Consider the following 24,220-nt stretch of genomic DNA (forward strand, 5'->3'; position numbering starts at 1 on the left):
CGGGGCGGCGGCGCGGTCGCGCTCGGCGCGCTCTGCGCGGGTGCGCCGGGCGGGGGGTTCGGGCCGGCGGCCGGGCGGGCAGGGCTCGATCTCGCTGCCGTCGACGGGGTTGACGGTGAGCAGGAAGTCGCCGGAGATGAGCTGCGTGGTGCGGGCGGGAGCCGGTGTCTTGCCGGGGCCGAGCGGGGGCGGGAGGTCGTCGCGGGCGGGGCGCGGGCGGGCGGTGTCGCCGCTCTGGGCGCCGCCTTCGGTGGTGTCGTGGCCGTGGTCGTCCGGCCGAGGGTTCATCGGGTCCATGGTGAAAGCCCCCCAAAAGCGTGGTGCGGCGAAGCCCCTCCCGGCCGATCTGCACGCGCGGTGTCGCTTCTGGTCCGGTGCCCGCCGTGTGGGTCCGTCGATGGGCAGACGTCCGAAACCCTAGACGCTTCCCCGGTATCCCGGAACAGCCGGGGTGCCGGCCGCCCAAGACGTCACGGTCTTGTGAGGATTGGGCAGCTGGGCTCCGCCTGGGGCGTTTTGCTCCCGCATGTACGGACCGGCCGACGGCCGGGGGGCCGGTCGTCGGCCGGTCCGTACACGCCGACGCGCGTGGGTCAGACGCGGGGCAACGATTCAGCGGCCAGGCCGCCCTCGATGGCGAGGATGCGGTGCAGCCTGGTGGCCACGAGGAGGCGCTGCATCTGGGGTGGTACGCCCCGCAGGACCAGTCGGCGGCCGCACCGGCCGGCCCTCCGGTGGGCGCCCATGATGACCCCGAGTCCGGTGGCGTCCCAGGAGTCGAGGCCGGTCAGATCGAGCACGAGGTCGCCGGCTCCGTCGTCGACGGCCGAGTGCAGGACCGTACGGGCGTCCGCCGCGCTGCGGACATCGAGGCGGCCCCCGACGACCAGCTCGGTGTGGTCGCCCCTGATGTGCATATGCGCTCCCCGAGAGTGCTGTGCTTGTCTGTCCGTCACGTCTTTCTGTTGCAACAACTGACTGCCGCATCAACGGAGCAGTTGCGCGTTGTAAGCGAACCGATACCAGATTCACCCTATGGGGTGACGGCGGTCTGGCGGTGGCGGCTCAGTGCTTGTAAAAGCCCTGCCCGCTCTTGCGGCCGATGTCACCCGCGTCCACCATCCGGCGCATCAGCTCCGGCGGGGCGAACTTCTCGTCCTGGGACTCGGTGTAGATGTTGCTGGTGGCGTGGAGCAGGATGTCGACGCCGGTGAGGTCGGCGGTGGCGAGCGGGCCCATGGCGTGCCCGAAGCCCAGCTTGCACGCGATGTCGATGTCCTCCGCGGAAGCCACGCCAGACTCGTACAGCTTGGCGGCCTCGACGACGAGCGCGGAGATGAGCCGCGTGGTGACGAAGCCGGCGACGTCGCGGTTGACGACGATACAGGTCTTGCCGACGGACTCGGCGAACTCGCGGGCCGTGGCGAGGGTTTCGTCGCTGGTCTTGTAGCCGCGGACGAGCTCGCAGAGCTGCATCATCGGGACGGGCGAGAAGAAGTGGGTGCCGACGACCCGCTCGGGGCGCTCGGTGACCGCCGCGATCTTGGTGATCGGGATGGCGGAGGTGTTGGAGGCCAGGACGGCGTCGTCCCGTACGAGCTTGTCGAGGGCCCGGAAGATCTCGTGCTTGACCTCGAGCTTCTCGAAGACGGCCTCGACGACGACATCCGCGTCGGCGGCGGCGTCGAGGTCGGTGGTCGTGGTGATGCGGGCCAGGGCGGCCTCGGCGTCGGCGGCGTCGAGCCTGCCCTTGGAGACGAACTTGTCGTACGACGCCTTGATGCCGTCCGTGCCCCGGGTGAGGGCGGCGTCGGTGACATCGCGCAGCACGACGTCCCAGCCCGCCTGGGCCGAGACCTGCGCGATGCCGGACCCCATGAGTCCGGCGCCGATGACGGCGAGCTTCCTGGCCACGATCTCTCCCCTTAACACGCGTTCACATTTCGGTTCTCCGGCGGGAGGTTACTGCCCGGGAGAGGCGCTGTGGCGGTGAAGAGATGCGCGTCACGTCTCAGATGACGGACATCACACCGGAACGGGGCCTCACGTGAGCCGTACCCCGTAACCGAGGAGCGATACGCGGCGCACGCCGTGACGGTGGGCACACGTGTCCGCCGGACGGCCGGAGCATAACTAGGCTGGCCGTATGGTCAACCTGACGCGCATCTACACCCGCACCGGCGACAAGGGCACGACGGCGCTCGGCGACATGAGCCGTACCGCCAAGACGGACCTGCGGATCGCCGCGTATGCCGACGCCAACGAGGCCAACGCGGTCATCGGCACGGCCGTCGCGCTCGGCAGCCTGCCGGAGGAGGTCGTCAAGGTCCTCGTCCGGGTGCAGAACGATCTCTTCGACGTGGGCGCGGACCTGTCGACCCCGGTCGTCGAGAACCCGGAGTACCCGCCGCTGCGGGTGGAGCAGTCGTACGTCGACAAGCTGGAGGCGGACTGCGACCGGTTCCTGGAGGACCTGGAGAAGCTCCGCTCCTTCATCCTGCCGGGCGGCACCCCGGGCGCGGCACTCCTCCACCACGCCTGCACGGTCGTCCGCCGCGCCGAGCGCTCGACGTGGGCCGCGCTGGAGGTGCACGGCGAGACGATGAACGCCCTGACGGCGACGTACTTGAACCGGCTCTCGGACCTGCTGTTCATTCTGGCCAGGACGGCCAACAAGGAGGTCGGCGACGTGCTGTGGGTACCCGGCGGGGAACGCTGAGCGCTCTGCGGGAAGTGCCGCGATACGCCGTCGGTCCGCTGCGGCTCCGTCGTGGCTGGTCGCGCAGTTCCCCGCGCCCCTTCAGGGCGCTACCGAACCGCAGCCGACTTCACCCGACCTGCTCAGCCGTCCGTTCTGGCCGGTTCGCGGGTCGCGGCCGGGTCCTTCTTGGGCCAGATCGCGTACGACAGGGCGATCAGGCCGTGGATGCCCGCCGCGCGCCACGCGGCGCCCATCCAGCTCTCCAGGGAACCGACCCTGCCGGGGTCCGCGACATACCAGACGGCCGCCTGAAGCAGGGCGGTGGCGGTCACGGCGCCCACCAGGGTGCCCAGCCAGATCCGGCCCTCGTGGCGGGCGCGAGCCATGCCGTGGGGGGGCGGGCCGGCCGGGCGCGGGGCGCCGCCGAAGCGGTGGGCGGCGTGGCCGTCCAGCCACTTCACGGTGCGGTGGCCGTGGCCGACGGTGTAGCCGATGTACAGCGCCGCCAGCCCGTGCGTCCAGCTCGGCTCGGCGCCGTTTCGCAGGTCGACCGCGGTGGCGACCAGCAGGAGGACCTCCAGCACCGGCTCGCAGAGCAGGAGCGCCGCGCCCGTACGGGGCATCCGCAGCAGGTAGCGCGCGGCGAGCCCCGCCGCCAGCAGCACCCAGAAACCGACCTCGCAGACCACGATCAAGGTGAGGACCATGTCCTCAAGCCTGCCGCCCGGCGCGCCCCGGATCGTCGTCGGCGATGACGAATCCGCGCTGCATCCTTCGATGTAGTCGAAGCTCAACCCGGACGGGGAGGCCGGCACGGGCCGGTGCCGTGTTGGATGGGACCGTGACACTCCCCCGGCCGCCCCACCGCGACGACGTCTTCACGGCCGCCACGGGCCTGGCCGGCGGTCTGCTGCTGTGGTCCCTCGGGCTGCATATGCAGGGCGAGCGGCACGCGCTGTTCCACTCGCAGTGGCTGATGCTGGTGCCGCTGTTCGTGATGGCCTCGCTGGAGCTGGTGCGCCGCACCATGCCCCGCACGGCCCTGTTCGTCGGTACGGCCGCGATCGTCGCCGACCAGCTCACCCGCGGCAACATCGCGACCGTCCTGATGTTCACGGACCTCGTCTACGCGGCCGTCGTGTACGGGACTCCCGCCTCCGCCCGGCGTATCCCGGTCACGACCGGGCTGATCACCGTCGGGGTGTCCGTCGGCTTCCTGGCCTGGTTCCGCGCCCCCGAGGGGCTGCTGATCGGGGTGGTCACCGGTCTGGTCTCGTTCGCGCCCGCCACCACAGGCGCCATCGTGCGCAACCACCGGCAGGCGGCCGACACCGCGCGGCTGCGCGCCGAGCAGACGGCGCTGCTCGCGGAGATGGACCGTACGCAGGCGGTGGTCGCCGAGCGGGCCCGGATGGCCCGGGAGCTGCACGACATGGTCGCGGGTCACCTCTCGGCCATCGCCATCCACTCCACCGCGGCGCTCTCCCTCGACCACCCTGACACCAGCCGGGATGCGCTCGGGGTGATCCGCGAGAACAGCGTCGAGGGCCTCGCCGAGATGCGCCGGCTGATCTCCCTCCTCCGGGACAGCGGCGGCCACGACGAGCCGGCCGCCGCGCCGACCCTCAGGGGCCTCGCCGCCCTCGTACGGCAGGCGGCGGGGAACGGCACCTCCAGCGGCCTCACGTTCACCCTGACCGGCCCCGCCGCACCGCCGGACGGCCCGGCCCCGCCGGAGGGCACCGCCGGGCTCCCCGCCCCGGTGGAGCTCGCGGCGTACCGCATCGTGCAGGAGTCGCTTACCAATGCCCTCAAGCACGCCGATCCGGGCGAGGTGACCGTCGCCCTGGACCACGCGGACCACGCGCTGACCGTACGGGTGACCAGCCCGTTCGACCGACAGGCGACGGGGCCGCGCGCCCCGGGCTCGGGCGCCGGGCTGGTGGGCATGCGGGAGCGGGTGGCGCTGCTGGGCGGGGAGTTCGAGACGGGCCCGGTGGACGACGGCGGGCGGAGGACATGGTCGGTACGGGCGGTGCTGCCCGTGGCGAAGGACGACAAGGAGCCCTCGACGTGACCGAATCCCGGAAGGTCCGCGTTCTCGTCGCGGAGGACCAGAAGGCCGTACGCGCCGGTCTGGTCCTCATCCTGGGCAGCGCCCCGGACCTGGAGGTCGTCGGCGAGGCCGGGGACGGCGAGGCGGCGGTGCGGCTGGCCCGGGAGCTGCGCCCCGACCTGGTCCTGATGGACGTTCAGATGCCGCTGCTCGACGGTGTCTCGGCGACCCGGCAGGTGGTGGGGGAGGGTCTGGCCGACGTACTCGTCCTGACCACCTTCGACCTGGACGAGTACGTGTTCGGGGCACTGCGCGCCGGCGCGGCCGGGTTCCTGCTGAAGAACACCGAGGCGCGGGACCTGATCGAGGCGGTGCGGACGGTGGCGCGCGGCGAGGGGCTGATCGCCCCGGCGGTCACCCGGCGCCTGATCGCCGAGTTCGCGGCGCCGCGCAGGCGGCCGGGGGCAGGGGGGCGGGCGGAGCGGACGGCCCCGGAGCTGAGCGTGCTGGACCCGCTGACCCGGCGGGAGCGGGAGGTGCTGTCCTGCCTCGGCGAGGGGCTGTCGAACGCGGAGATCGCGATACATCTGGACATGGCCGAGGCGACGGTGAAGACACACGTCAGCCGTCTGCTGGGGAAGCTCGACCTCCGCAGCAGGGTGCAAGCGGCGGTGCTGGCGCAGGAGTTGGGCGTCTGACCCAACATCCCGGGACTGGCCCGGAACTGGTCTGGACCTATTGACGATTGGTCCAGACCTTCCTACGCTCACGGCGCGCACATGTCACGGACGCACGGACGCAACGCACCCCCACCATGTCCGTCCGCACCTTGAGGAGCACCGTTGAGTACGAGCACTCAAGCACTTCCGCGCAGAACGAGTCTCCTGGCCAGAGCCACGGCCGGAGCCACCGCACTGCTGCTGCCGCTGGCCGCCATGGTCGGCCTCGCCACACCCGCCCAGGCCGCCGCCTCGGCGACCGCCACCTACACCAAGGTCTCCGACTGGGGGTCCGGCTTCGAGGGCAAGTGGACGGTGAAGAACACCGGCACCACCAGCCTCAGCTCCTGGACCGTCGAGTGGGACTTCCCCTCCGGCACGTCCGTCACCTCCGCCTGGGACGCCGACGTCACCAGCAGCGGCACCCACTGGACCGCCCACAACAAGAGCTGGAACGGCACCCTGGCCCCCGGCGCCTCCGTCTCCTTCGGATTCAACGGCACCGGCGCCGGATCCCCGGCCGACTGCGAGCTCAACGGCGGCTCCTGTGACGGCGGCCCGAGCGAGCCCGGCGACAACCCGCCCTCCGCGCCCGGCACCCCGGCCGCGTCCGACGTCACCGACACCTCGGTGAAGCTCACCTGGACAGCCGCCACCGACGACAAGGGCGTCAAGAACTACGACGTCCTGCGCGACGGCGCCAAGGTCGCGACCGTGACCGGCCTGACGTACTCGGACAGCGGCCTGACCGCCGGCACCGACTACTCGTACAGCGTCCAGGCCCGTGACACCGCCGACCAGACGGGACCGGCCGGCGGCTCCGTCGCCGTCCGTACGACCGGCGGCGGCGACCCGGACCCCGGCCCCGGTCCCGGCCCGTCGTCCACCGTCAAGATGGGCTACTTCACCAACTGGGGCGTCTACGGCCGCAACTACCACGTCAGGAACATCGTGACGTCCGGCTCGGCCGACAAGATCACCCACATCAACTACGCCTTCGGCAACGTCCAGGGCGGCAAGTGCACCATCGGTGACGCCTACGCCGACTACGACAAGGCGTACACCGCCGACCAGTCCGTCGACGGCGTCGCCGACACCTGGGACCAGCCGCTGCGGGGCAACTTCAACCAGCTGCGCAAGCTGAAGGCGAAGTACCCGCACATCAAGGTGCTCTGGTCGTTCGGCGGCTGGACCTGGTCCGGCGGCTTCGGACAGGCCGTACAGAACCCGGCCGCGTTCGCCCAGTCCTGCTACGACCTGGTCGAGGACCCGCGGTGGGCCGATGTCTTCGACGGCATCGACCTGGACTGGGAGTACCCCAACGCCTGCGGTCTCACCTGTGACACCAGCGGCCCCGCCGCCATCACCACGATGATGCAGGCCATGCGCGCCAAGTTCGGCGCGAACAACCTGGTCACCGCCGCCATCACGGCGGACGCCTCGGCCGGCGGCAAGATCGACGCCGCGGAGTACGGCCCGGCCTCGCGGTACGTCGACTGGTACAACGTGATGACGTACGACTTCTTCGGCGCCTGGGCGGCGAAGGGCCCGACGGCCCCGCACTCCCCGCTCACCTCCTACCCGGGCATCCCGCAGTCCGGCTTCAACTCCGCCGAGGCCGTCGCCAAGCTCAAGGCGAAGGGCGTCCCCTCCGCGAAGCTGCTGCTCGGCATCGGCTTCTACGGGCGCGGCTGGACCGGTGTGACCCAGACGGAGCCGGGCGGCACGGCGACGGGGCCGGCGGCCGGCACGTACGAGCAGGGCATCGAGGACTACAAGGTCCTCAAGAACACCTGCCCGGCCGGGGGTACCCCCTCCGGGGGAGGCACGGTGGCCGGCACGGCCTACGCGCACTGCGGCACCGACTGGTGGAGCTACGACACCCCGGCGACGGTCCGCTCCAAGATGTCCTGGGCGAAGACCCAGGGGCTGGGCGGAGCCTTCTTCTGGGAGTTCAGCGGCGACACGGCCAACGGTGAGCTGGTCACCGCGATCGACGGCGGGCTCCGCTAGCCGCCCCCGTACAGAGACCGGGCCGCACCGAGAGGTGCGGCCCGATCCATGTGCGTGGGGTGCGTGAGGTGCGTACGGGGTATTACGCCACGTTGACCCGCTGGCCCGGGGGCGCCGCCTCCAGCCAGGCGAGGAAGCCGGTGAGGGCGTCCTCGCTCATGGCGAGCTCCAGACGGGTCCCCCGGTGCAGACAGCCCAGCACGACGGAGTCCGACAGGAGGGCCAGCTCCTCCTCGCCGTCCGGCATCCGGCGGTCGAGGACCTCGATGGCCGAACGCTCCAGGATGCGGCGCGGGCGGGGCGCGTACGAGAAGACCCGGAACCAGGCGATCTGATCGCCGCTGTAGCGGGCGACGCCGTACACCCAGCCCTTGCCGGAGGTGTCATCCTCCTGCGGGACGTTCCAGCGGAGGCTGCAGTCGAAGGTGCCGCCGGAGCGCTGGATGAGCCGCCGCCGCAGGCCGAAGACGAAGAGCCCGATCACCACCAGTGCGACGACCAGTGCGCTCACCAGCAGAGCGAGGAACATCTCCACCGACCTCCTCGCCTCGTCCCGTAACGGAATACAACCTGCATCTGCATCGGCTCAGCCGCGGCCCGGTCTGGAGAATCCAGCCCGGGCCGCGGCTGAGGGGCCGGGCCGCCCCGTAAAGGGGCACCCGGCGACGTACACATCCGCAGCGGTGCGCTAGCGCGCCGCCACCGCGCGCAGCCGGATCTCGGCGCGCCGCTCGGCCTCGGCGTCCGACTCCGCCTTCGCACGCTCCAGCGCGCGCTCGGCACGCTGGCTGTCGATCTCATCCGCCAGCTCGGCGATCTCCGCGAGCAGCGACAGCTTGTTGTCGGCGAACGACAGGAAACCGCCGTGCACAGCGGCGACGACCGTTCCACCATCGCTCGTACGGATGGTCACCGGGCCCGACTCCAGCACACCGAGCAGCGGCTGGTGGCCGGGCATGACGCCGATGTCGCCGGAGGTGGTGCGCGCGATGACCAGGCTGGCCTCGCCGGACCAGACACTCCGGTCCGCGGCGACCAGCTCGACGTGCAGCTCAGCAGCCAAGGGTGGCTCCTCGGGTCACCACCCGGCGGGTTCTGCCGGGTGTTGGGTCATAAGTCTAGTAGGGCCACCGGCGCAGGAGCGCCGGGACCCGCCCCCGGCCGGGACGGCCGGGGCACCGGGGGTCTCCCCCGGGTGGTGCCGTGCGGAAGGGGGCGGGACGGACCCGCCCCCTTCAAGAGTCACGGGACTCAGGAGACGCCGAGCTCCTTGGCGTTCTTCTTGAGGTCCTCGAGACCACCGCACATGAAGAACGCCTGCTCCGGGAAGTGGTCGTACTCACCGTCGCAGATCGCGTTGAACGCGGCGATCGACTCGTCGAGCGGCACGTCCGAACCGTCCACGCCGGTGAACTGCTTCGCCGCGTGGGTGTTCTGGGACAGGAAGCGCTCGACACGACGGGCACGGTGGACGACCAGCTTGTCCTCCTCGCCCAGCTCGTCGATACCGAGGATCGCGATGATGTCCTGGAGGTCCTTGTACTTCTGCAGGATGCCCTTGACGCGCATGGCGGCGTCGTAGTGGTCCTGCGCGATGTAGCGCGGGTCCAGGATCCGGGACGTGGAGTCCAGCGGGTCCACGGCCGGGTAGATGCCCTTCTCGGAGATCGGACGGGAGAGAACCGTCGTCGCGTCGAGGTGGGCGAAGGTGGTGGCCGGCGCCGGGTCCGTCAGGTCGTCGGCGGGGACGTAGATCGCCTGCATCGAGGTGATCGAGTGACCACGCGTCGACGTGATGCGCTCCTGGAGGAGACCCATCTCGTCGGCCAGGTTCGGCTGGTAACCCACCGCGGACGGCATACGGCCGAGCAGGGTGGACACCTCGGAACCGGCCTGGGTGAAGCGGAAGATGTTGTCGATGAAGAACAGCACGTCCTGCTTCTGCACATCGCGGAAGTACTCCGCCATGGTCAGACCGGCCAGGGCCACGCGCAGACGGGTGCCCGGGGGCTCGTCCATCTGGCCGAAGACCAGCGCGGTCTTGTCCAGAACGCCGGACTCCTCCATCTCCGCGATGAGGTCGTTGCCCTCACGGGTGCGCTCGCCGACGCCCGCGAAGACGGAGACGCCCTCGTGGAGGTTGGCGACACGCATGATCATTTCCTGGATCAGCACGGTCTTGCCGACACCGGCACCACCGAACAGACCGATCTTTCCACCCTTGACGTACGGGGTGAGAAGGTCGACGACCTTCAGGCCGGTCTCGAACATCTCGGTCTTGGACTCGAGCTGGTCGAAGGCCGGGGCCGTGCGGTGGATCGGCCAGCGCTCGCCGACGTTGGCGTTCTCCTCCGGGAGGTTCAGCACCTCACCGAGGGTGTTGAACACCTTGCCCTTGGTGAAGTCGCCGACCGGGACGGTGATGCCCTTGCCCGTGTCGGTCACCGGGGCCTGGCGGACCAGACCGTCGGTGGGCTGCATGGAGATGGCGCGGACGACGCCGTCGCCGAGGTGCTGGGCGACCTCGAGCGTCAGCGTCTTCTTCTTGCCCTCTTCCGCCGGGTCGGCCACCTGGACCGTCAGGGCGTTGTAGATCTCCGGCATCGCGTCGACGGGGAACTCCACGTCGACGACCGGGCCGATGACCCGGGCGACGCGGCCCGTGGCGGCGGCCGTCTCAACAGTGGTCGTCATTACTTGTCACTCCCCGCGGTCGCGTCGGCCAGGGCGCTCGCGCCACCGACGATCTCGCTGATTTCCTGGGTGATTTCGGCCTGGCGGGCCGCGTTGGCAAGGCGCGAGAGCGAGTTGATCAGGTCTCCCGCGTTGTCGGTGGCGGACTTCATCGCCCGGCGGCGGGCCGCGTGCTCGGAGGCGGCGGCCTGCAGAAGGGCGTTGTAGATCCGGCTCTCGACATAGCGCGGCAGCAGGGCGTCGAGGACGTCCTCCGCCGACGGCTCGAAGTCGAACAGGGGAAGGATCTCGCCCTTCGTCCCCGCCGTCTCCGCGGCCTGAGAAAGGCTGAGCGGCAGCATCCGGTTGTCCACCGGCGTCTGCGTCATCATCGACACGAACTCCGTGAAGACGATGTGCAGCTCGTCGACACCGCCCGCGGCGGTGTCCTGCTGGACGGCCGCGATGAGCGGGGCGGCCACCTTCTTGGCGTCCGCGTAGCTCGGGCTGTCGGAGAAGCCGGTCCACGACTCCGCGATCTTGCGCTCACGGAAGCCGTAGTAGGCGACACCCTTGCGGCCGACGATGTACGTGTCGACCTCCTTGCCCTCGCCGCGCAGCCGCTCGGCGAGCCGGTCGGCCTGCTTGATGGCGTTGGAGGAATAGCCGCCGGCCAGACCGCGGTCGCTCGTGATGAGCAGGACCGCGGCGCGGGTCGGGGCGTCCGCCTCCGTGGTGAGGGGGTGGTTGGTGTTCGATCCGGTCGCCACCGCCGTGACCGCGCGGGTGAGCTCGGTCGCGTACGGCGTGGAGGCCGCCACCTTGCGCTGCGCCTTGACGATGCGCGAGGCGGCGATCATCTCCATCGCCTTGGTGATCTTCTTCGTCGCGGTGACGGACCGGATGCGACGCTTGTAGACCCGGAGCTGCGCTCCCATGGATCAGGTCCCTTCCGTCGTCACTTCGAGACGTTGGCGGCGGCCGGGGCGTCCTCGCCGAGCAGCTTGCCGTCGTGGGTCTCGAACTGCTTCTTGAAGTCGGCGATGCAGTCGGCGACCTTGGTGAGAGTGTCGTCCGACATCTTGCCGCCCTCGCGGATCGAGGTCATGAGCGACTTGTGCTCGCGGTGCAGGAAGTCCAGCAGCTCCGACTCGAAGCGGCGGATGTCCTGGACCGGGACGTCGTCCATCTTGCCGGTGGTGCCGGCCCAGACGGAGACGACCTGGTTCTCGGTCGCCATCGGCTGGTACTGCGGCTGCTTCAGCAGCTCGACCATGCGCTTACCGCGCTCCAGGGCGGCCTTCGACGCGGCGTCCAGGTCGGAACCGAAGGCGGCGAACGCCTCCAGCTCACGGAACTGGGCGAGGTCCACACGGAGGCGGCCGGAGACCTGCTTCATGGCCTTGTGCTGGGCGGAGCCACCGACACGCGACACGGAGATACCGACGTTCAGGGCCGGGCGCTGACCGGCGTTGAACAGGTCGGACTCCAGGAAGCACTGGCCGTCGGTGATGGAGATGACGTTGGTCGGGATGAACGCCGAGACGTCGTTGGCCTTGGTCTCGACGATCGGCAGACCGGTCATGGAACCGGCGCCCATCTCGTCGGAGAGCTTGGCGCAGCGCTCCAGCAGGCGGGAGTGCAGGTAGAAGACGTCACCCGGGTAGGCCTCACGGCCCGGCGGGCGGCGCAGCAGCAGCGACACGGCGCGGTAGGCGTCGGCCTGCTTCGACAGGTCGTCGAAGATGATGAGGACGTGCTTGCCCTCGTACATCCACTGCTGACCGATGGCGGAGCCGGTGTAGGGCGCCAGGTACTTGAAGCCGGCCGGGTCGGACGCCGGGGCGGCGACGATGGTCGTGTACTCCAGAGCACCGGCCTCCTCCAGCGCGCCGCGGACGGACGCGATGGTGGAGCCCTTCTGGCCGATGGCGACGTAGATGCAGCGGACCTGCTTCTTCGGGTCGCCGGTGCGCCAGTTGTCGCGCTGGTTGATGATCGTGTCGACGGCCAGGGCGGTCTTGCCCGTCTGGCGGTCGCCGATGATCAGCTGACGCTGACCACGGCCGATCGGGGTCATCGCGTCGACGGCCTTGTAGCCGGTCTCCATCGGCTCGTGCACCGACTTGCGCTGCATGACCGTGGGGGCCTGCAGCTCAAGGGCGCGGCGGCCGGACGTCTCGATCTCGCCGAGGCCGTCGATCGGGTTGCCGAGCGGGTCGACGACGCGACCCAGGTAGCCCTCGCCGACGGCGACGGACAGAACCTCGCCGGTGCGCTGGACCGACTGGCCCTCCTCGATGCCGCTGAACTCGCCGAGGACAATGGCACCGATCTCGCGCTCCTCGAGGTTGAGGGCGAGACCGAGGGTGCCGTCCTCGAACTTCAGCAGCTCGTTGGCCATGGCCGAGGGCAGGCCCTCCACCTTCGCGATGCCGTCGCCGGCAAGGCTGACCGTACCGACCTCCTCGCGCGAGGCCGCGTCCGGCTTGTACGACTGGACAAAGTTCTCCAGCGCGTCCCGGATCTCCTCCGGCCGGATCGTGAGCTCCGCCATCTGGGTTCCCTGCTCTCCTTGTTGGGCCCGAAGTCTCTTTGGGGGATCTGGGGGCTCCCCCCAGAACTTCTGCATCCTGTGCACGGCCCAACCGGGCCGTAGGTAACGCTTCTTGTCTTTGCTGACCTGGCTGCCGGTCGGTCGTCAGCCGGCCAGTCGCCGCGACGCCTCGTCGAGACGCGTGGCGATCGTGCCGTTGATGACCTCGTCAGCGACCCGCACCGAGATCCCGCCGACGACCGTGGGGTCGACGTCCAGGTTCAGATGCATCTGGCGGCCGTACAGCGTGGCCAGCGCGGCGCCGAGGCGCTGCTTCTGCCGGTCGCTGAGCGGGACCGCCGAGGTGACGACCGCGACCATGCGGTCCCGGCGCGCGGCGGCGAGCTTGGACAGGGACTCGAGTCCCGCTTCCAGGCTACGTCCCCGCGGCTGGGTCACAAGGCGCACGATCAGCCGCTCGGTGGCCGGGTTGGCCTTGCCTCCGAGGAGGCGGCGCAGCAGCTCGCTCTTGGCCGTGGCCGTGGCGGCACGGTCCGTGAGCGCGGCGCGCAGCTCCGTGCTGGAGGCGGTGATCCGGCCGAACCGGAACAGCTCGTCCTCGACGTCGTCGAGCGCGCCGGCCTTCTGGGCCGCGGTGAGGTCCGCGGTGTCCGCCAGCTCCTCAGCCGCGTCGACCAGGTCGCGCGACTGGGACCAGCGGGAACGGACCATGCCGGAGACCAGGTCGACGGTCTCGCCGCCCACCTGACCGCTCAGCAGTCGCGCGGCCAGATCGGCCTTGGCCTCTCCGGCCTGCGCCGGGTCGGTGAGGACCCGACGCAGCGACACCTCGCGGTCGAGCAGCGCGGTGACGGCGGCCAGCTCCTCGGCGAGCTTCGCCGCGTCGACCGACGTGCTGTCGGTCAGTGCGTCGAGGCGCTCGCGCGCGGCAGCCAGCGCCTCGCGGCTCGCTCCGTGCATCGTCATCGGGTCGCCTCGGCCTTCTCCTCGAGCTCGTCGAGGAACCGGTCGATGGTGCGGCTCTGGCGGGCGGAGTCCTCCAGGGACTCGCCGACCAGCTTGCCGGCCAGGTCGGTGGCGAGCTTGCCGACGTCCTGGCGCAGGGCGGCGGCGGCCGCCTTGCGGTCGGCCTCGATCTGGGCGTGGCCGGCCGCGACGATCTCCTCGCGCTGGCGCTGGCCCTCCGCCTTCATCTCGGCGATGATCGTCGCGCCCTGCTCCTGTGCCTCCTGGCGCAGACGCGCGGCCTCGTGGCGGGCCTCGGCGAGCTGAGCCTTGTACTGCTCAAGCACACTCTGGGCCTCGATCTGGGCCGACTCGGCCTTCTCGATGCCACCCTCGATGGCCTCGCGACGCTCGTCCAGAACCTTGTTGATGTTCGGGAGGAGCTTCTTGGCGAGGAAACCGAAGACGATGGCGAAGGCGATCAGACCGACGACGAGCTCGTCGAGATGCGGGACGATAGGAGGCTGGGACTCCTCCGCCTGCGCAAGGAACAGAGCGTTCACATCAGTGCCTTCCGTGAAAGGTGTTGGGCTGTCGAATCCGGCTTACTGGAAGACGAAGCCCATGACGATGCCGATGAGGGCGAGCGCCTCACAGAAGGCGAAACCCATGATCTGGTTGGTACGGATCAGACCGGCAGCCTCGGGCTGGCGGGCGAGGGCCTGGGTGCCGTTACCGAAGATGATGCCGACGCCGACGCCGGGGCCGATGGCGGCGAGGCCGTAGCCGACAGCGTTGACGTTGCCGGAGACGGTGTTCTCGGCGGCGAGGGTCTGGAGAACGGACATGCCGGATCTTCCTTCTCTTTCAATGACCCGGTGGGGGTTGGCCACCGGACGATTGCGGTTCTTGGGGGGTCGGGCTGGCTCAGTGGTGCTCGGAGAGCGCGCCCTGGATGTAGCTGCAGGCCAGGAGCACGAAGACGTACGCCTGGACAGCCTGGATGAAGAGCTCGAAGGCGGTCATCACGACGACCATGACGAACGAGGCGCCGGCGTAGACGATGCCGAGGCCGTTCAGCAGGTACCAGCTCGCCAGGGAGAACATCACAAGCAGCATGTGGCCGGCGAACATGTTCGCGAAGAGCCGCACCGCGTGCGTGAAGGGCCGAATGATCAAGTTGGAGAGGAACTCCAGGGCCATCACCAGCGGGAGGATGGCGCCAAGGCTCTTGTCGTAGCCGAGGATGTTCTTCCAGCCGCCCGCGAAACCGTGCTTCTTGAAGGTCAGGCCGACCCAGAGCACATAGACGATCAGGGCGAGAGCAGCCGGGAACGCGATCAGCGAGGTGACCGGGAACTGGGCGAGCGGAATGATCGACCAGAGGTTCAGGATCCAGACGAAGAAGAACAGCGACACCATCAGCGGGACGTACTTCTCACCGTCCTTCTTGCCGATGATCTCGTAGACGATGCCGCGGCGTACGAAGTCGTACCCGGCCTCGCCCACCATCTGGACCTTGCCGGGCACCATCTTCGGCTTGGCGAACGCGGCCCAGAAGAAGCCGACGATCACGACGGAGCCGAGAAGCGCCAGCAGCATCGGCTTGGTGAACTCGAAGCCCGCGACCGTGGCGATGGGCTCGTAGATGAACGAGTGGAGGCCCGGTGCCGGGAAGCCGCATCCGGTGAAGAGATGACAGCTCGGGTCGAAGGCAAGCGTCTGGTCAGCACTCACCGCGGGCTCCTTCAGCGTGGCGCATAGGTACGGCAACCTCGTTGTGTCGGCGCGGCAAGCAGCCGCGGTTCGGCACTGGACTGGTCTTACGGATAAGGGGGCGGCGGTTAGGCGTCGAGCGTCGCGCTGGGACAGGCGTCAGCTCGGATGGCCGCGCCCGCAGTGCCGCAGTTGGCATCGGACGATAGCAGCATCGCGAACAGCTCTTTATCCCGGCCCTACCTCTCACGCCGTGGTCCCGCTCTTGGCGGGGTTTCCGCCCTGCCCTGCGGCCGGGTCGACGTAGAGGATCTTGGCCTTCATCCAGCTCCGCGCCTGTGCGGCGATCCATGTGACCGTGGCCGCGAGAAGCGTGAAGGCGAAGGCCTTGAAGTCGAATAGCGCGGTGTTCTTGAACATGGTCAGGAACATGAAGAGCAGGAGCAGCTGGGCCACGTAGAGCATCAGACCCATGGCCTGGAAGAGCTGCGGCAGCGACTTGGCCGTGCGCTGCAGCACCACCAGTCCGACTCCCATGAACAGGACGACCACGAGCGTTCCCACGACGGCGCCGATGGCGCCCTCTCCGCCGGCGACCACGGCACTCACCGCGGTGCCGACGGCGCCGACGGCAAGCGTGGGTACGGCGGCGGGCAGGACGGTGCGGATGTCGTTGGACGGCATGGCGGCATCTCCGCTTGCTGGTGGGGGCAGTGGTGTCGTCATGGACGAGCGTAGGCCCGGTCCGAGTCAGATCTCGGGGCCAACGGACCGTCGCACTACGGCCCTTCGGCACTGTCGCCGGGTCTCGTGAACGGTATCACAAACTATTTGAAGAGGTCTTTACCCGAAGGTGTGCTAACTCTCACACATGAGAGTGGCGCCGCGCGTGTGTGCACGTCTGCGAGTGTCTCTGTCTGGTAATGACCCCCGCTGAGGCTTTCGTCAGCTCGGCGTTCCGGCCTTCATGCGTTCGGGGAGGCGCGAACGTGCCCCGACTGCGGTCGCCCCATTGACCCCCGCGGGGATGGGCATGTGGTCCTCCTCCGCGGGCTGCGAGGCCACCTTGCGGCGGCGGTAGCGCGGCGGTACGAACGACTCCGCCCAGCGCGGCGCGCGGGGCCGGAAGCGCGGCAGGAGCAGCAGCACCAGGCCGACCGCGCTCAGCGCCACGATCGGCAGCATGATCCACATGGACGCGGAGTGCACCGAGTACATCAGCGTGCCGAACGCGATCAGCGCGGACCAGAAGTACATGATCAGGACGGCGCGGCTGTGGGAGTGGCCGACCTCCAGCAGCCGGTGGTGCAGGTGCCCCCGGTCGGCGGCGAACGGCGACTGGCCGTTCCAGGTGCGCCGCACGATGGCCAGTACCAGGTCGGACATCGGGATCGCGATGATCGTCAGCGGCAGCAGCAGCGGGATGAAGACCGGCAGGGCCGCGTGCGTGGTCTGGCGGGTGGAGCCGCCCTCGAAGATCTTCAGCGCGTCCGGGTCGACCTGCCCCGTGATCGAGATCGCGGACGCGGCGAGCACCAGGCCGATCAGCATGGAGCCCGAGTCACCCATGAAGATGCGCGCCGGGTGCATGTTGTGCGGCAGGAAGCCCAGGCACATGCCCATCAGCACGGCGGCGAAGAGCGTGGCGGGGGCGGCGGCCTCGATGCCGTACCCGAACCAGATCCGGTACGCGTACAGGAAGAACGCCGCGGAGGCGATGCACACCATGCCGGCGGCGAGGCCGTCGAGGCCGTCGACGAAGTTCACCGCGTTGATGGTCAGGACGACCAGCGCGACGGTGAGGAGCGTGCCCTGCCACTGGGTGAGGGCCACCGGGCCGATGCCCGGGATGGGCAGCCACAGGATCGTCAGGCCCTGCATCACCATCACACCCGCGGCGATCATCTGCCCGCCCAGCTTGATCAGGGCGTCGATCTCGAACTTGTCGTCGAGGACACCGATCAACCAGATCAGGGCGGCGCCGGAGAGCAGCGCGCGCGGCTCGTTGGAGAGCGCGTAGACGCTGTTGAGGCGGTCCAGGTGGTCGGCGACCAGCAGGCCCGCGCACAGCCCGAAGAACATGGCGATACCCCCGAGCCGTGGCGTCGGCTCGCGGTGCACGTCGCGGGCGCGGATCTCCGGCATCGCGCCGACCGCGATGGCGAACTTCCGCACCGGCCCGGTGAGCAGATAGGTCACCGCGGCCGTGATGCAGAGCGTCAGCAGGTAATCACGCACGGGCTGCCCCACAGGAATCGCTGGCCATCACAGCCCCACACCCTAGTCGCGCCGCCCATATGGTGGAGGACACCCGGGTGCGGCGCACGGTTGCGGGAAGGCGCTTCTAACCCCGATACGGTGGAAACCGCTCGGCCAGTTCACGCACCTCGGCGCGTACGGCGCGGCCCTCCTCGTCCGTACGGAGGGCCTCGGCGAACAGCGCGGCGATCCGCTCCATCTCCGGGGCGCCCATGCCCTGGGTGGTCACGGCGGCGGTGCCGAGGCGGACGCCGCGGCCGTCGCCGTACGGCAGGGCGCAGGTGTCCAGGACGATCCCGGCGGCCGCGAGACGGGCGCGTGCGGTGCGGCCGTCGACGCCGAGGGGGCCGGGATCGGCGGTGATGAGATGGGTGTCCGTGCCGCCGGTGGTGAGGACGAACCCGTGCCCGGCGAGCCGCTCGGCGAGTACGCGCGCGTTCGCGACCACCCGACGGGTGTACTCGGCGAACGCGGGCGTCGCCGCCTCCCCGAAGGCGACGGCCTTGGCTGCGATGGTGTGCATCTGGGCGCCGCCCTGCGTGAACGGGAACACCGCCCGGTCGATCCGCTCGGCGAGTTCGTCGCCGCACAGCACCATGCCGCCGCGCGGACCGCGCAGCACCTTGTGCGTCGTCGCGCAGACGACGTCGGCGTACGGGACCGGGTTGGGCGCCGCTCCCCCGGCGACGAGCCCTATCGGGTGGGCGGCGTCGACGATCAGGGCCGCGCCCACCTCGTCGGCGATCTCGCGGAAGGCGGCGTGGTCGATGTGCCGGGGGTACGAGATCGAGCCGCACACGACGGCCTTGGGGCGGTGCTGGTGGGCGAGGGCGCGCACCTGCTCGTAGTCGATGAGGCCGCTCTCGGCGTCGACGCCGTACGGGACGAAGTCGAACCAGCGCCCGGAGAAGTTGGCGGGCGACCCGTGGGTGAGGTGACCGCCGTGGGCGAGGCCCATGGCCAGCACGGTGTCCCCGGGGCGGAGCAGCGCCGCGTACGCGGCCAGGACCGCCGAGGAGCCGGAGTGCGCCTGGACGTTGGCGTGTTCGGCACCGAACAGCGCGGTGGCCCGCTCGACGGCGATGCGCTCGGCGGCGTCGGCGAACTCGCAGCCGCCGTGGTAGCGGTTGCCGGGGTAGCCCTCGGCGTACTTGTTGGCGAGCCGTGACCCGAGCGCGGCGAGCACGGCGGGCGAGGTGAAGTTCTCGGCGGCGATCAGCTGGAGGCCCTCCCCCTGCCGCCGTGCCTCCCCGTCCAGTACGTCGGCGATCTCGGGGTCCTGCCGGCGCAGGGCATCGGCGTCCGGCCCGTACGCGCTCTCCAGCGCGTCCTCGGCTCCAGCGGTGACCGGCATCAGTGGCTCCAGGCGCTCCATGCGTGGACGGGGCCCCACCCCCTCCAAATGTAGGCCCGCCCCACGGCCTGTGCGCGCGGGGCCACGCCCTCAGCGGCGCGCGGGAACCCCGGTCAGTGCGGTGACGACCGGCTCCAGGGCCTGGTTGATCTCGTCGCCCACCGAGCGGAAGAACGTGATCGGCGCCCCGTACGGGTCGTTCACCTCGTCCGCCTCGGCGCTCGGCGCGAGCAGCCAGCCGCGCAGCGCGGCCGCCGCGTGCACCAGGGCGTGAGCGCGGGCCACCACGCCGTCGACGCGGGGGTCGGGGAGGGTCGCCGGGTCTATGGCCCGTACGAGTCGGGTGAACTCCTTCAGCGTGAAGGTGCGCAGGCCCGCGCTGTGGCCCATCGAGATGACCTGGGCGCGGTGGTCGCGGGTCGCGGTGAGGACCAGGTCGGCGCGGATGACGTGCTCGTCGATCAGCTCACGGCCCACGAAGCCGCTCGCGTCGGCGCCGAAGTCGGCGAGGACCGTCTCGGCGTTGGCCTCCATCGGCGCGCCCTCGTGCCCCCAGGTACCGGCGCTCTCCACGACGAGCCCGCCCAGCGGGGCGCCCAGCCGGTCGCTCAGGGCATGGCGCGTCAGCCGCTCGGTGATCGGCGAGCGGCACACGTTGCCGGTGCTGACGTGGAGGATGCGGAACGTGCTCTCCGTGCCTATGCCACGCCCCTCAGGGGCTGTCAATTGGCCACCTCGAGGTCGGGTACGACCTTGCGCAGCTCTTCCGCGGAGATCGCGCCGGCCCGCAACAGGACCGGCACCTTGCGCGTGACGTCGACGATCGAGGACGGGACGATGCCCGGCGTCGGACCGCCGTCCAGGTACACCGACACGGAGTCGCCGAGCATGCCCTGCGCGGCGTCGCAGTCCTCCGGGGCCGGGTGGCCGGTCAGGTTCGCGGACGACACGGCCATGGGGCCGACGTCCGTCAGCAGCTCGATGGCCACCGGGTGCAGCGGCATACGGACCGCGACCGTGCCGCGTGTGTCACCGAGGTCCCACTGGAGGGACGGCTGGTGCTTCGCCACGAGTGTCAGGGCACCCGGCCAGAACGCGTCGACCAGCTCCCACGCCTGCTCGGAGAAGTCCGTGACCAGGCCGTGCAGGGTGTTGGGCGAGCCGATGAGGACCGGCGTCGGCATATTCCGGCCGCGCCCCTTGGCGTCCAGCAGGTCGCCGACCGCCTCCGCGCTGAAGGCGTCCGCGCCGATGCCGTAGACGGTGTCCGTCGGCAGCACGACGAGCTCGCCACGGCGGACGGCGGACGCGGCCTCGCGCAGGCCCGTCGTGCGGTCGGTCGCGTCGTTGCAGTCGTATCGCCGTGCCATCAGCGGGCCTCCCTTTTCATGGTCACTCGGTTCCGCCCCTGCCTCCGGCGGGGGCACCCCCACGGGGCGCCGAAGGCCCCGCCGGTCACGGGGTCGCCTTGCGCGCCGTCGCGAAACGCGGACGGTTGTTCAGGTCGGGGTGGTCGGCGGCATCCGACCAGCCGGCCTCCTCGTTGAAGATCCACGGCACCTGGCCGCCCTGGGTGTCGGCGTGCTCGATGACGACGAGGCCGCCGGGCCGGAGCAGGCGGTGGGCAGTGCGTTCGAGACCGCGGATCACGTCCAGGCCGTCCTCACCGGAGAACAGCGCCATCTCGGGGTCGTGGTCGCGGGCCTCGGGTGCCACGTACTCCCACTCGGTGAGCGGGATGTACGGCGGGTTGGAGATGACCAGGTCGACCTGGCCGTCCAGCTCGGGCAGGGCGGACAGCGCGTCGCCCTGGTGGACGCTGACCCTGGTCCCCTCGGCGTTGCGCAGGGTCCACTTCAGGGCGTCCTCGGACAGCTCCACGGCGTGCACGCGCGAGCGCGGCACCTCCTGGGCCATGGCGAGCGCGATCGCGCCGGAGCCCGAGCACAGGTCCACGATCAGCGGCTCCACGACGTCCATGGCCCGTACGGCGTCTATGGCCCACCCGACGACCGACTCGGTCTCCGGGCGCGGCACGAACACCCCCGGGCCCACCTGGAGTTCCAGGTAGCGGAAGAACGCCCGCCCGGTGATGTGCTGGAGCGGCTCGCGGGCCTCGCGGCGCGCCACGGCCTCCCAGTAGCGGGCGTCGAAGTCGGCGTCCTTGACGTTGTGCAGTTCCCCCCGCTTGACGCCGTGGACGAACGCGGCGAGCTCCTCCGCGTCGAAGCGCGGTGACGGCACGCCGGCGTCGGCCAGCCGCTGGGTGGCCTGGGCCACCTCGGCGAGCAGCAGGTTCACGTGTCGGTCCTCCGGGCTGCTGGTCGTACGGGGGTCGGGGTCAGGCCGCCGCGAGCTTGGCGGACGCGTCGGCGTCGACGCACGCCTGGATCACCGCGTCCAGGTCCCCGTCGAGCACCTGGTCGAGGTTGTACGCCTTGAACCCGACGCGGTGGTCCGAGATCCGGTTCTCCGGGTAGTTGTACGTCCGGATCTTCTCGGACCGGTCGACCGTACGGACCTGGCTGCGGCGCGCGTCGGCGGCCTCCTTCTCGGCCTCCTCCTGCGCGGCGGCGAGGAGCCGGGAGCGCAGGATGCGCATGGCCTGCTCCTTGTTCTGGAGCTGGCTCTTCTCGTTCTGGCAGGAGGCGACGACGCCCGTCGGCAGGTGCGTGATGCGGACGGCCGAGTCGGTGGTGTTGACGGACTGGCCGCCGGGGCCGGAGGACCGGTAGACGTCGATCCGCAGGTCGTTGGGATTGACCTCGACCTCGATCTCCTCGGCCTCGGGGGTCACCAGGACACCGGCGGCGGAGGTGTGGATACGGCCCTGCGACTCGGTGGCGGGCACGCGCTGCACGCGGTGCACCCCGCCCTCGTACTTCAGCCGCGCCCAGACGCCCTGGCCGGGCTCGGTGGCGCCGTTGCCGCCCTTGGTCTTGACGGCGACCTGGACGTCCTTGTAGCCGCCCAGCTCGGACTCGGTGGCGTCGATGATCTCGGTCTTCCAGCCGACGCGCTCGGCGTACCGCAGATACATGCGCAGGAGGTCGCCGGCGAAGAGGGCGGACTCGTCGCCGCCCGCACCCGCCTTGATCTCCAGGATGACGTCCTTGTCGTCGCTCGGGTCACGCGGGACGAGCAGCAGCCGCAGCTTGTCGGTGAGCTCCTCGCGGCGCGCCTCCAGCTCCTTCACCTCCGCGGCGAAGTCGGGGTCGTCGGCGGCGAACTCGCGGGCGGTGCCGATGTCGTCGCCGGTCGACTTCCAGGAGCGGTACGTGGCGACGATCGGTGTCAGCTCGGCGTAGCGCTTGTTCAGCTTGCGCGCGTTGGCCTGGTCCGCGTGGACCGAAGGATCGGCGAGCTTCTTCTCGAGATCGGCGTGTTCGCCGATCAGTTCCTCGACCGCCTCGAACATCGGGGGCTCCTGGTTTTCCGAACGACAAAGGGCTGCTGCGGGGAGACGACCAAAAAGCCGGTCCCGGCCGCTCCCGTCGGGGCGGCCGGAGACCGGCGGAACGGCTCGCTACTTCTTGGCGGAGCCGGCAGCCTTGCCGAAGCGGGCCTCGAAGCGGGCCACACGGCCACCGGTGTCGAGGATCTTCTGCTTGCCCGTGTAGAACGGGTGGCACTCGGAGCAGACCTCGGCGCGGATGGTGCCGGCCTCGATCGTGCTGCGGGTGGTGAACGACGCGCCACAGGTGCAGCTGACCTGCGTCTCGACGTACTCGGGGTGGATGTCGCGCTTCAAGGTGTCTCCTAGTTTCGGGAGGGCGCCGGGTCGCACGCGCGGGATGCGGGTGCGTGAACCGGGGCCGACGTACCAGTCTGCCAGGACCGGCCGTATCTCCCAAAACCGGGGTGGGGCCGCCGCTATTCCCAGCCCGCCGACGCCCTGTTCCACGGCCTGCCGGCGTTCTGTCCCCCGCCCTACCTCACGACGCCTTCGGCCTTGCCCGTGGCGGTGTCCTTGGTGGCGGACGCGGGGATGGGCAGGTCCTGCCTGAGGGCCGTCCACACCTGCTGGGCCTGGAGGTCGACGGGGACGACGCGGTTGGGGTCGACCCTGTCGTACACCACCGGGAGCGTGATCATCTGGACGTCGTCCGGGCCGAGCTCGGACAGGCCGCCCGCGAAGTCCGCGAGCTCCTTGACGCCGTCGAGCTCGGAGTCCGGGGTGATCGCCTTGGTGGCGGTGTCGGCGAGGCCCCAGAGCTTCGCGGGGCTGGTGAAGACGCCGACCCGCTTGACCTGGTCGATGAACGCCTTGATGAAGGCCTGCTGGAGCTGGATACGGCCGAGGTCGCTGCCCTCGCCGACGCCCTTGCGGGTGCGGACGAGGCCGAGGGCCTGCTCGCCGTCGAGGGTGTGGGCGCCGGCGGCCAGGTCCAGGTGGCTGCTGTCGTCCTTGATCGCCTGTGTGGTGGTGATCCGCACGCCGCCGAGCTCGTCGATGAGCTTCTTGAAGCCGGTGAAGTCGACCTCGATGTAGTGGTCCATGCGGATCCCGGACATCTGCTCGACGGTCTTCACGGCGCAGGCCGGGCCACCGACCTCGTACGCGGTGTTGAACATGGCCCGGTACGCGGCCGGCACGTTCGCGCCGTCCTCGTCGGTGCACTCGGGGCGGGTGATGAGTGTGTCGCGCGGGATGGAGACGACGCCGGCCGTCCTGCGGCCCTCGTAGACGTGGACGATCATCGCCGTGTCGGAGCGGGCGCCGCCCTCGTCCCTGCCGTACGCGGAGTTGGCGCCGGAGCGGGAGTCGGAGCCGAGGACGAGGATGTCCATGGACCCGTCGTCGATGTTCTGCGGCCGGTCGTCGCCCAGCTGTGTGCTGATGTCGACGCTCTCGATGTTGCCGTCGAGCTTGACATAGGCGAATCCGAGCCCGGCTCCGCCGAGCACGAGCAGTGCGGCCGTCGACCAGGCGACGGCGGCGAGCACGCGTCTTCCGGGCCGCTCCTCGTGGCGGCTTCCGGTGCCGCGTATTCGGCCGCCCTGCTCCTGCTCGCCCATGGTCTCCTCGGTTCTCGTCGGTCCTGTCCGGATCGCTGCCGTAACGGCACATGGTCAGACGGTGAACGATCCGAAAGGGTTGCACAGGCTCCTGAGAGCTCCCTGGGAGAGACGTGTGTGCCCGCCGCGCGGGGCACGGCGGGCACACGGGGTCTTGTCGCAGATCACAGCCAGGTCACGGCTGTACGGGTGGCCCGTACGAGCCGGG

General features: G+C 70.2%; 25 protein-coding genes and 1 pseudogene. 4 read left to right on the forward strand and 22 right to left on the reverse strand.

Annotation, left to right across the window (positions count from 1 at the left end):
• The 3 genes and pseudogenes from FVS66_RS12275 to FVS66_RS12285 all read right to left on the reverse strand — a co-directional run.
• Window positions 1-288 (reverse strand): annotated as a pseudogene (locus FVS66_RS12275) (ATP-binding protein); the annotation flags it as partial.
• Window positions 289-593: 305 nt separating this feature from the next.
• A complete protein-coding gene (locus tag FVS66_RS12280) occupies window positions 594-917 on the reverse strand; it encodes an STAS domain-containing protein (RefSeq protein WP_149181181.1) in 324 nt (107 codons plus the stop codon).
• A 148-nt stretch (window positions 918-1,065) separates the two neighbouring features.
• Complete coding sequence (locus FVS66_RS12285; protein ID WP_149181183.1) at window positions 1,066-1,914, reverse strand: 3-hydroxyacyl-CoA dehydrogenase family protein; 849 nt, start codon at window positions 1,912-1,914, stop codon at window positions 1,066-1,068.
• A 232-nt stretch (window positions 1,915-2,146) separates the two neighbouring features.
• Here FVS66_RS12285 and FVS66_RS12290 point away from each other — a divergent pair, with 232 nt between their 5' ends.
• A complete protein-coding gene (locus FVS66_RS12290) occupies window positions 2,147-2,719 on the forward strand; it encodes a cob(I)yrinic acid a,c-diamide adenosyltransferase (RefSeq protein ID WP_149181185.1) in 573 nt (190 codons plus the stop codon).
• Between the two features lie 122 nt (window positions 2,720-2,841).
• Here FVS66_RS12290 and FVS66_RS12295 read toward each other — a convergent pair whose 3' ends face one another.
• A complete protein-coding gene (locus tag FVS66_RS12295) occupies window positions 2,842-3,408 on the reverse strand; it encodes a hypothetical protein (RefSeq protein WP_149181186.1) in 567 nt (188 codons plus the stop codon).
• A gap of 134 nt (window positions 3,409-3,542) precedes the next feature.
• Here FVS66_RS12295 and FVS66_RS12300 point away from each other — a divergent pair, with 134 nt between their 5' ends.
• The 3 genes from FVS66_RS12300 to FVS66_RS12310 all read left to right on the forward strand — a co-directional run bounded on the left by FVS66_RS12300 (window position 3,543) and on the right by FVS66_RS12310 (window position 7,489).
• The gene (locus tag FVS66_RS12300) at window positions 3,543-4,778 is read left to right on the forward strand and encodes a histidine kinase (RefSeq protein ID WP_262386953.1); all 1,236 of its coding nucleotides are present in this window, start codon (window positions 3,543-3,545) and stop codon (window positions 4,776-4,778) included.
• Window positions 4,775-5,455 carry a response regulator transcription factor gene (locus tag FVS66_RS12305; RefSeq protein ID WP_262386954.1) on the forward strand — a complete coding sequence of 227 codons (681 nt, stop codon included), beginning with the start codon at window positions 4,775-4,777 and terminating at the stop codon, window positions 5,453-5,455. Before FVS66_RS12300 ends, FVS66_RS12305 begins: the two co-directional genes overlap by 4 nt.
• 144 nt (window positions 5,456-5,599) lie before the next feature.
• Complete coding sequence (locus tag FVS66_RS12310; RefSeq protein ID WP_149181193.1) at window positions 5,600-7,489, forward strand: glycoside hydrolase family 18 chitinase; 1,890 nt, start codon at window positions 5,600-5,602, stop codon at window positions 7,487-7,489.
• 82 nt (window positions 7,490-7,571) lie between these two features.
• Here FVS66_RS12310 and FVS66_RS12315 read toward each other — a convergent pair whose 3' ends face one another.
• The 18 genes from FVS66_RS12315 to FVS66_RS12400 form a co-directional block, all read right to left on the reverse strand.
• The gene (locus tag FVS66_RS12315) at window positions 7,572-8,018 is read right to left on the reverse strand and encodes a DUF2550 domain-containing protein (RefSeq protein WP_149181240.1); all 447 of its coding nucleotides are present in this window, start codon (window positions 8,016-8,018) and stop codon (window positions 7,572-7,574) included.
• Window positions 8,019-8,177: 159 nt separating this feature from the next.
• Window positions 8,178-8,552 (reverse strand): F0F1 ATP synthase subunit epsilon, encoded by a 375-nt coding sequence (locus tag FVS66_RS12320; RefSeq protein ID WP_149181195.1) that lies wholly within the window; start codon window positions 8,550-8,552, stop codon window positions 8,178-8,180.
• A 188-nt stretch (window positions 8,553-8,740) separates the two neighbouring features.
• Window positions 8,741-10,183, reverse strand: a complete 1,443-nt coding sequence (gene atpD, locus FVS66_RS12325) for a F0F1 ATP synthase subunit beta (protein ID WP_149181197.1) — start codon at window positions 10,181-10,183, stop codon at window positions 8,741-8,743.
• Window positions 10,183-11,100, reverse strand: a complete 918-nt coding sequence (locus FVS66_RS12330) for a F0F1 ATP synthase subunit gamma (protein WP_149181199.1) — start codon at window positions 11,098-11,100, stop codon at window positions 10,183-10,185. The genes atpD and FVS66_RS12330 overlap by 1 nt, the downstream gene beginning before the upstream one ends.
• A gap of 20 nt (window positions 11,101-11,120) precedes the next feature.
• Window positions 11,121-12,719: a F0F1 ATP synthase subunit alpha gene (atpA, locus tag FVS66_RS12335; RefSeq protein WP_149181200.1), complete on the reverse strand. Its 1,599-nt coding sequence runs from the start codon at window positions 12,717-12,719 to the stop codon at window positions 11,121-11,123.
• 144 nt (window positions 12,720-12,863) lie between these two features.
• Entirely contained in the window at window positions 12,864-13,679 is an 816-nt protein-coding gene (locus FVS66_RS12340; RefSeq protein ID WP_149181242.1) for a F0F1 ATP synthase subunit delta, read from the reverse strand.
• A 2-nt stretch (window positions 13,680-13,681) separates the two neighbouring features.
• Window positions 13,682-14,227, reverse strand: a complete 546-nt coding sequence (locus tag FVS66_RS12345; protein ID WP_149181202.1) for a F0F1 ATP synthase subunit B — start codon at window positions 14,225-14,227, stop codon at window positions 13,682-13,684.
• A 42-nt stretch (window positions 14,228-14,269) separates the two neighbouring features.
• Window positions 14,270-14,512 carry an ATP synthase F0 subunit C gene (atpE, locus tag FVS66_RS12350; protein WP_023586533.1) on the reverse strand — a complete coding sequence of 81 codons (243 nt, stop codon included), beginning with the start codon at window positions 14,510-14,512 and terminating at the stop codon, window positions 14,270-14,272.
• Window positions 14,513-14,591: 79 nt separating this feature from the next.
• A complete protein-coding gene (atpB, locus tag FVS66_RS12355) occupies window positions 14,592-15,401 on the reverse strand; it encodes a F0F1 ATP synthase subunit A (RefSeq protein ID WP_149181204.1) in 810 nt (269 codons plus the stop codon).
• A gap of 225 nt (window positions 15,402-15,626) precedes the next feature.
• A complete protein-coding gene (locus tag FVS66_RS12360) occupies window positions 15,627-16,064 on the reverse strand; it encodes a hypothetical protein (protein ID WP_149181206.1) in 438 nt (145 codons plus the stop codon).
• 261 nt (window positions 16,065-16,325) lie between these two features.
• On the reverse strand, window positions 16,326-17,618 hold the full coding sequence (locus FVS66_RS12365) for an MraY family glycosyltransferase (protein ID WP_149181208.1): 1,293 nt from the start codon (window positions 17,616-17,618) through the stop codon (window positions 16,326-16,328).
• Between the two features lie 106 nt (window positions 17,619-17,724).
• Window positions 17,725-18,993: a serine hydroxymethyltransferase gene (glyA, locus tag FVS66_RS12370; RefSeq protein WP_149181210.1), complete on the reverse strand. Its 1,269-nt coding sequence runs from the start codon at window positions 18,991-18,993 to the stop codon at window positions 17,725-17,727.
• 90 nt (window positions 18,994-19,083) lie between these two features.
• Complete coding sequence (locus FVS66_RS12375; protein WP_149181212.1) at window positions 19,084-19,719, reverse strand: protein-tyrosine-phosphatase; 636 nt, start codon at window positions 19,717-19,719, stop codon at window positions 19,084-19,086.
• Window positions 19,716-20,363, reverse strand: a complete 648-nt coding sequence (locus FVS66_RS12380) for an L-threonylcarbamoyladenylate synthase (RefSeq protein WP_149181214.1) — start codon at window positions 20,361-20,363, stop codon at window positions 19,716-19,718. The genes FVS66_RS12375 and FVS66_RS12380 overlap by 4 nt, the downstream gene beginning before the upstream one ends.
• A gap of 85 nt (window positions 20,364-20,448) precedes the next feature.
• The gene (prmC, locus tag FVS66_RS12385; RefSeq protein ID WP_149181216.1) at window positions 20,449-21,294 is read right to left on the reverse strand and encodes a peptide chain release factor N(5)-glutamine methyltransferase; all 846 of its coding nucleotides are present in this window, start codon (window positions 21,292-21,294) and stop codon (window positions 20,449-20,451) included.
• A gap of 40 nt (window positions 21,295-21,334) precedes the next feature.
• Window positions 21,335-22,411 carry a peptide chain release factor 1 gene (gene prfA / locus FVS66_RS12390; protein ID WP_149181218.1) on the reverse strand — a complete coding sequence of 359 codons (1,077 nt, stop codon included), beginning with the start codon at window positions 22,409-22,411 and terminating at the stop codon, window positions 21,335-21,337.
• Between the two features lie 108 nt (window positions 22,412-22,519).
• Complete coding sequence (gene rpmE, locus FVS66_RS12395) at window positions 22,520-22,744, reverse strand: 50S ribosomal protein L31 (protein ID WP_149181220.1); 225 nt, start codon at window positions 22,742-22,744, stop codon at window positions 22,520-22,522.
• A 179-nt stretch (window positions 22,745-22,923) separates the two neighbouring features.
• Window positions 22,924-24,012, reverse strand: a complete 1,089-nt coding sequence (locus FVS66_RS12400) for an LCP family protein (RefSeq protein WP_149181222.1) — start codon at window positions 24,010-24,012, stop codon at window positions 22,924-22,926.
• Between the last annotated feature and the right edge of the window lie 208 nt (window positions 24,013-24,220).

The organism is Streptomyces sp. TRM49041, assembly GCF_008271805.1.
Classification (GTDB): Bacteria; Actinomycetota; Actinomycetes; order Streptomycetales; family Streptomycetaceae; genus Streptomyces.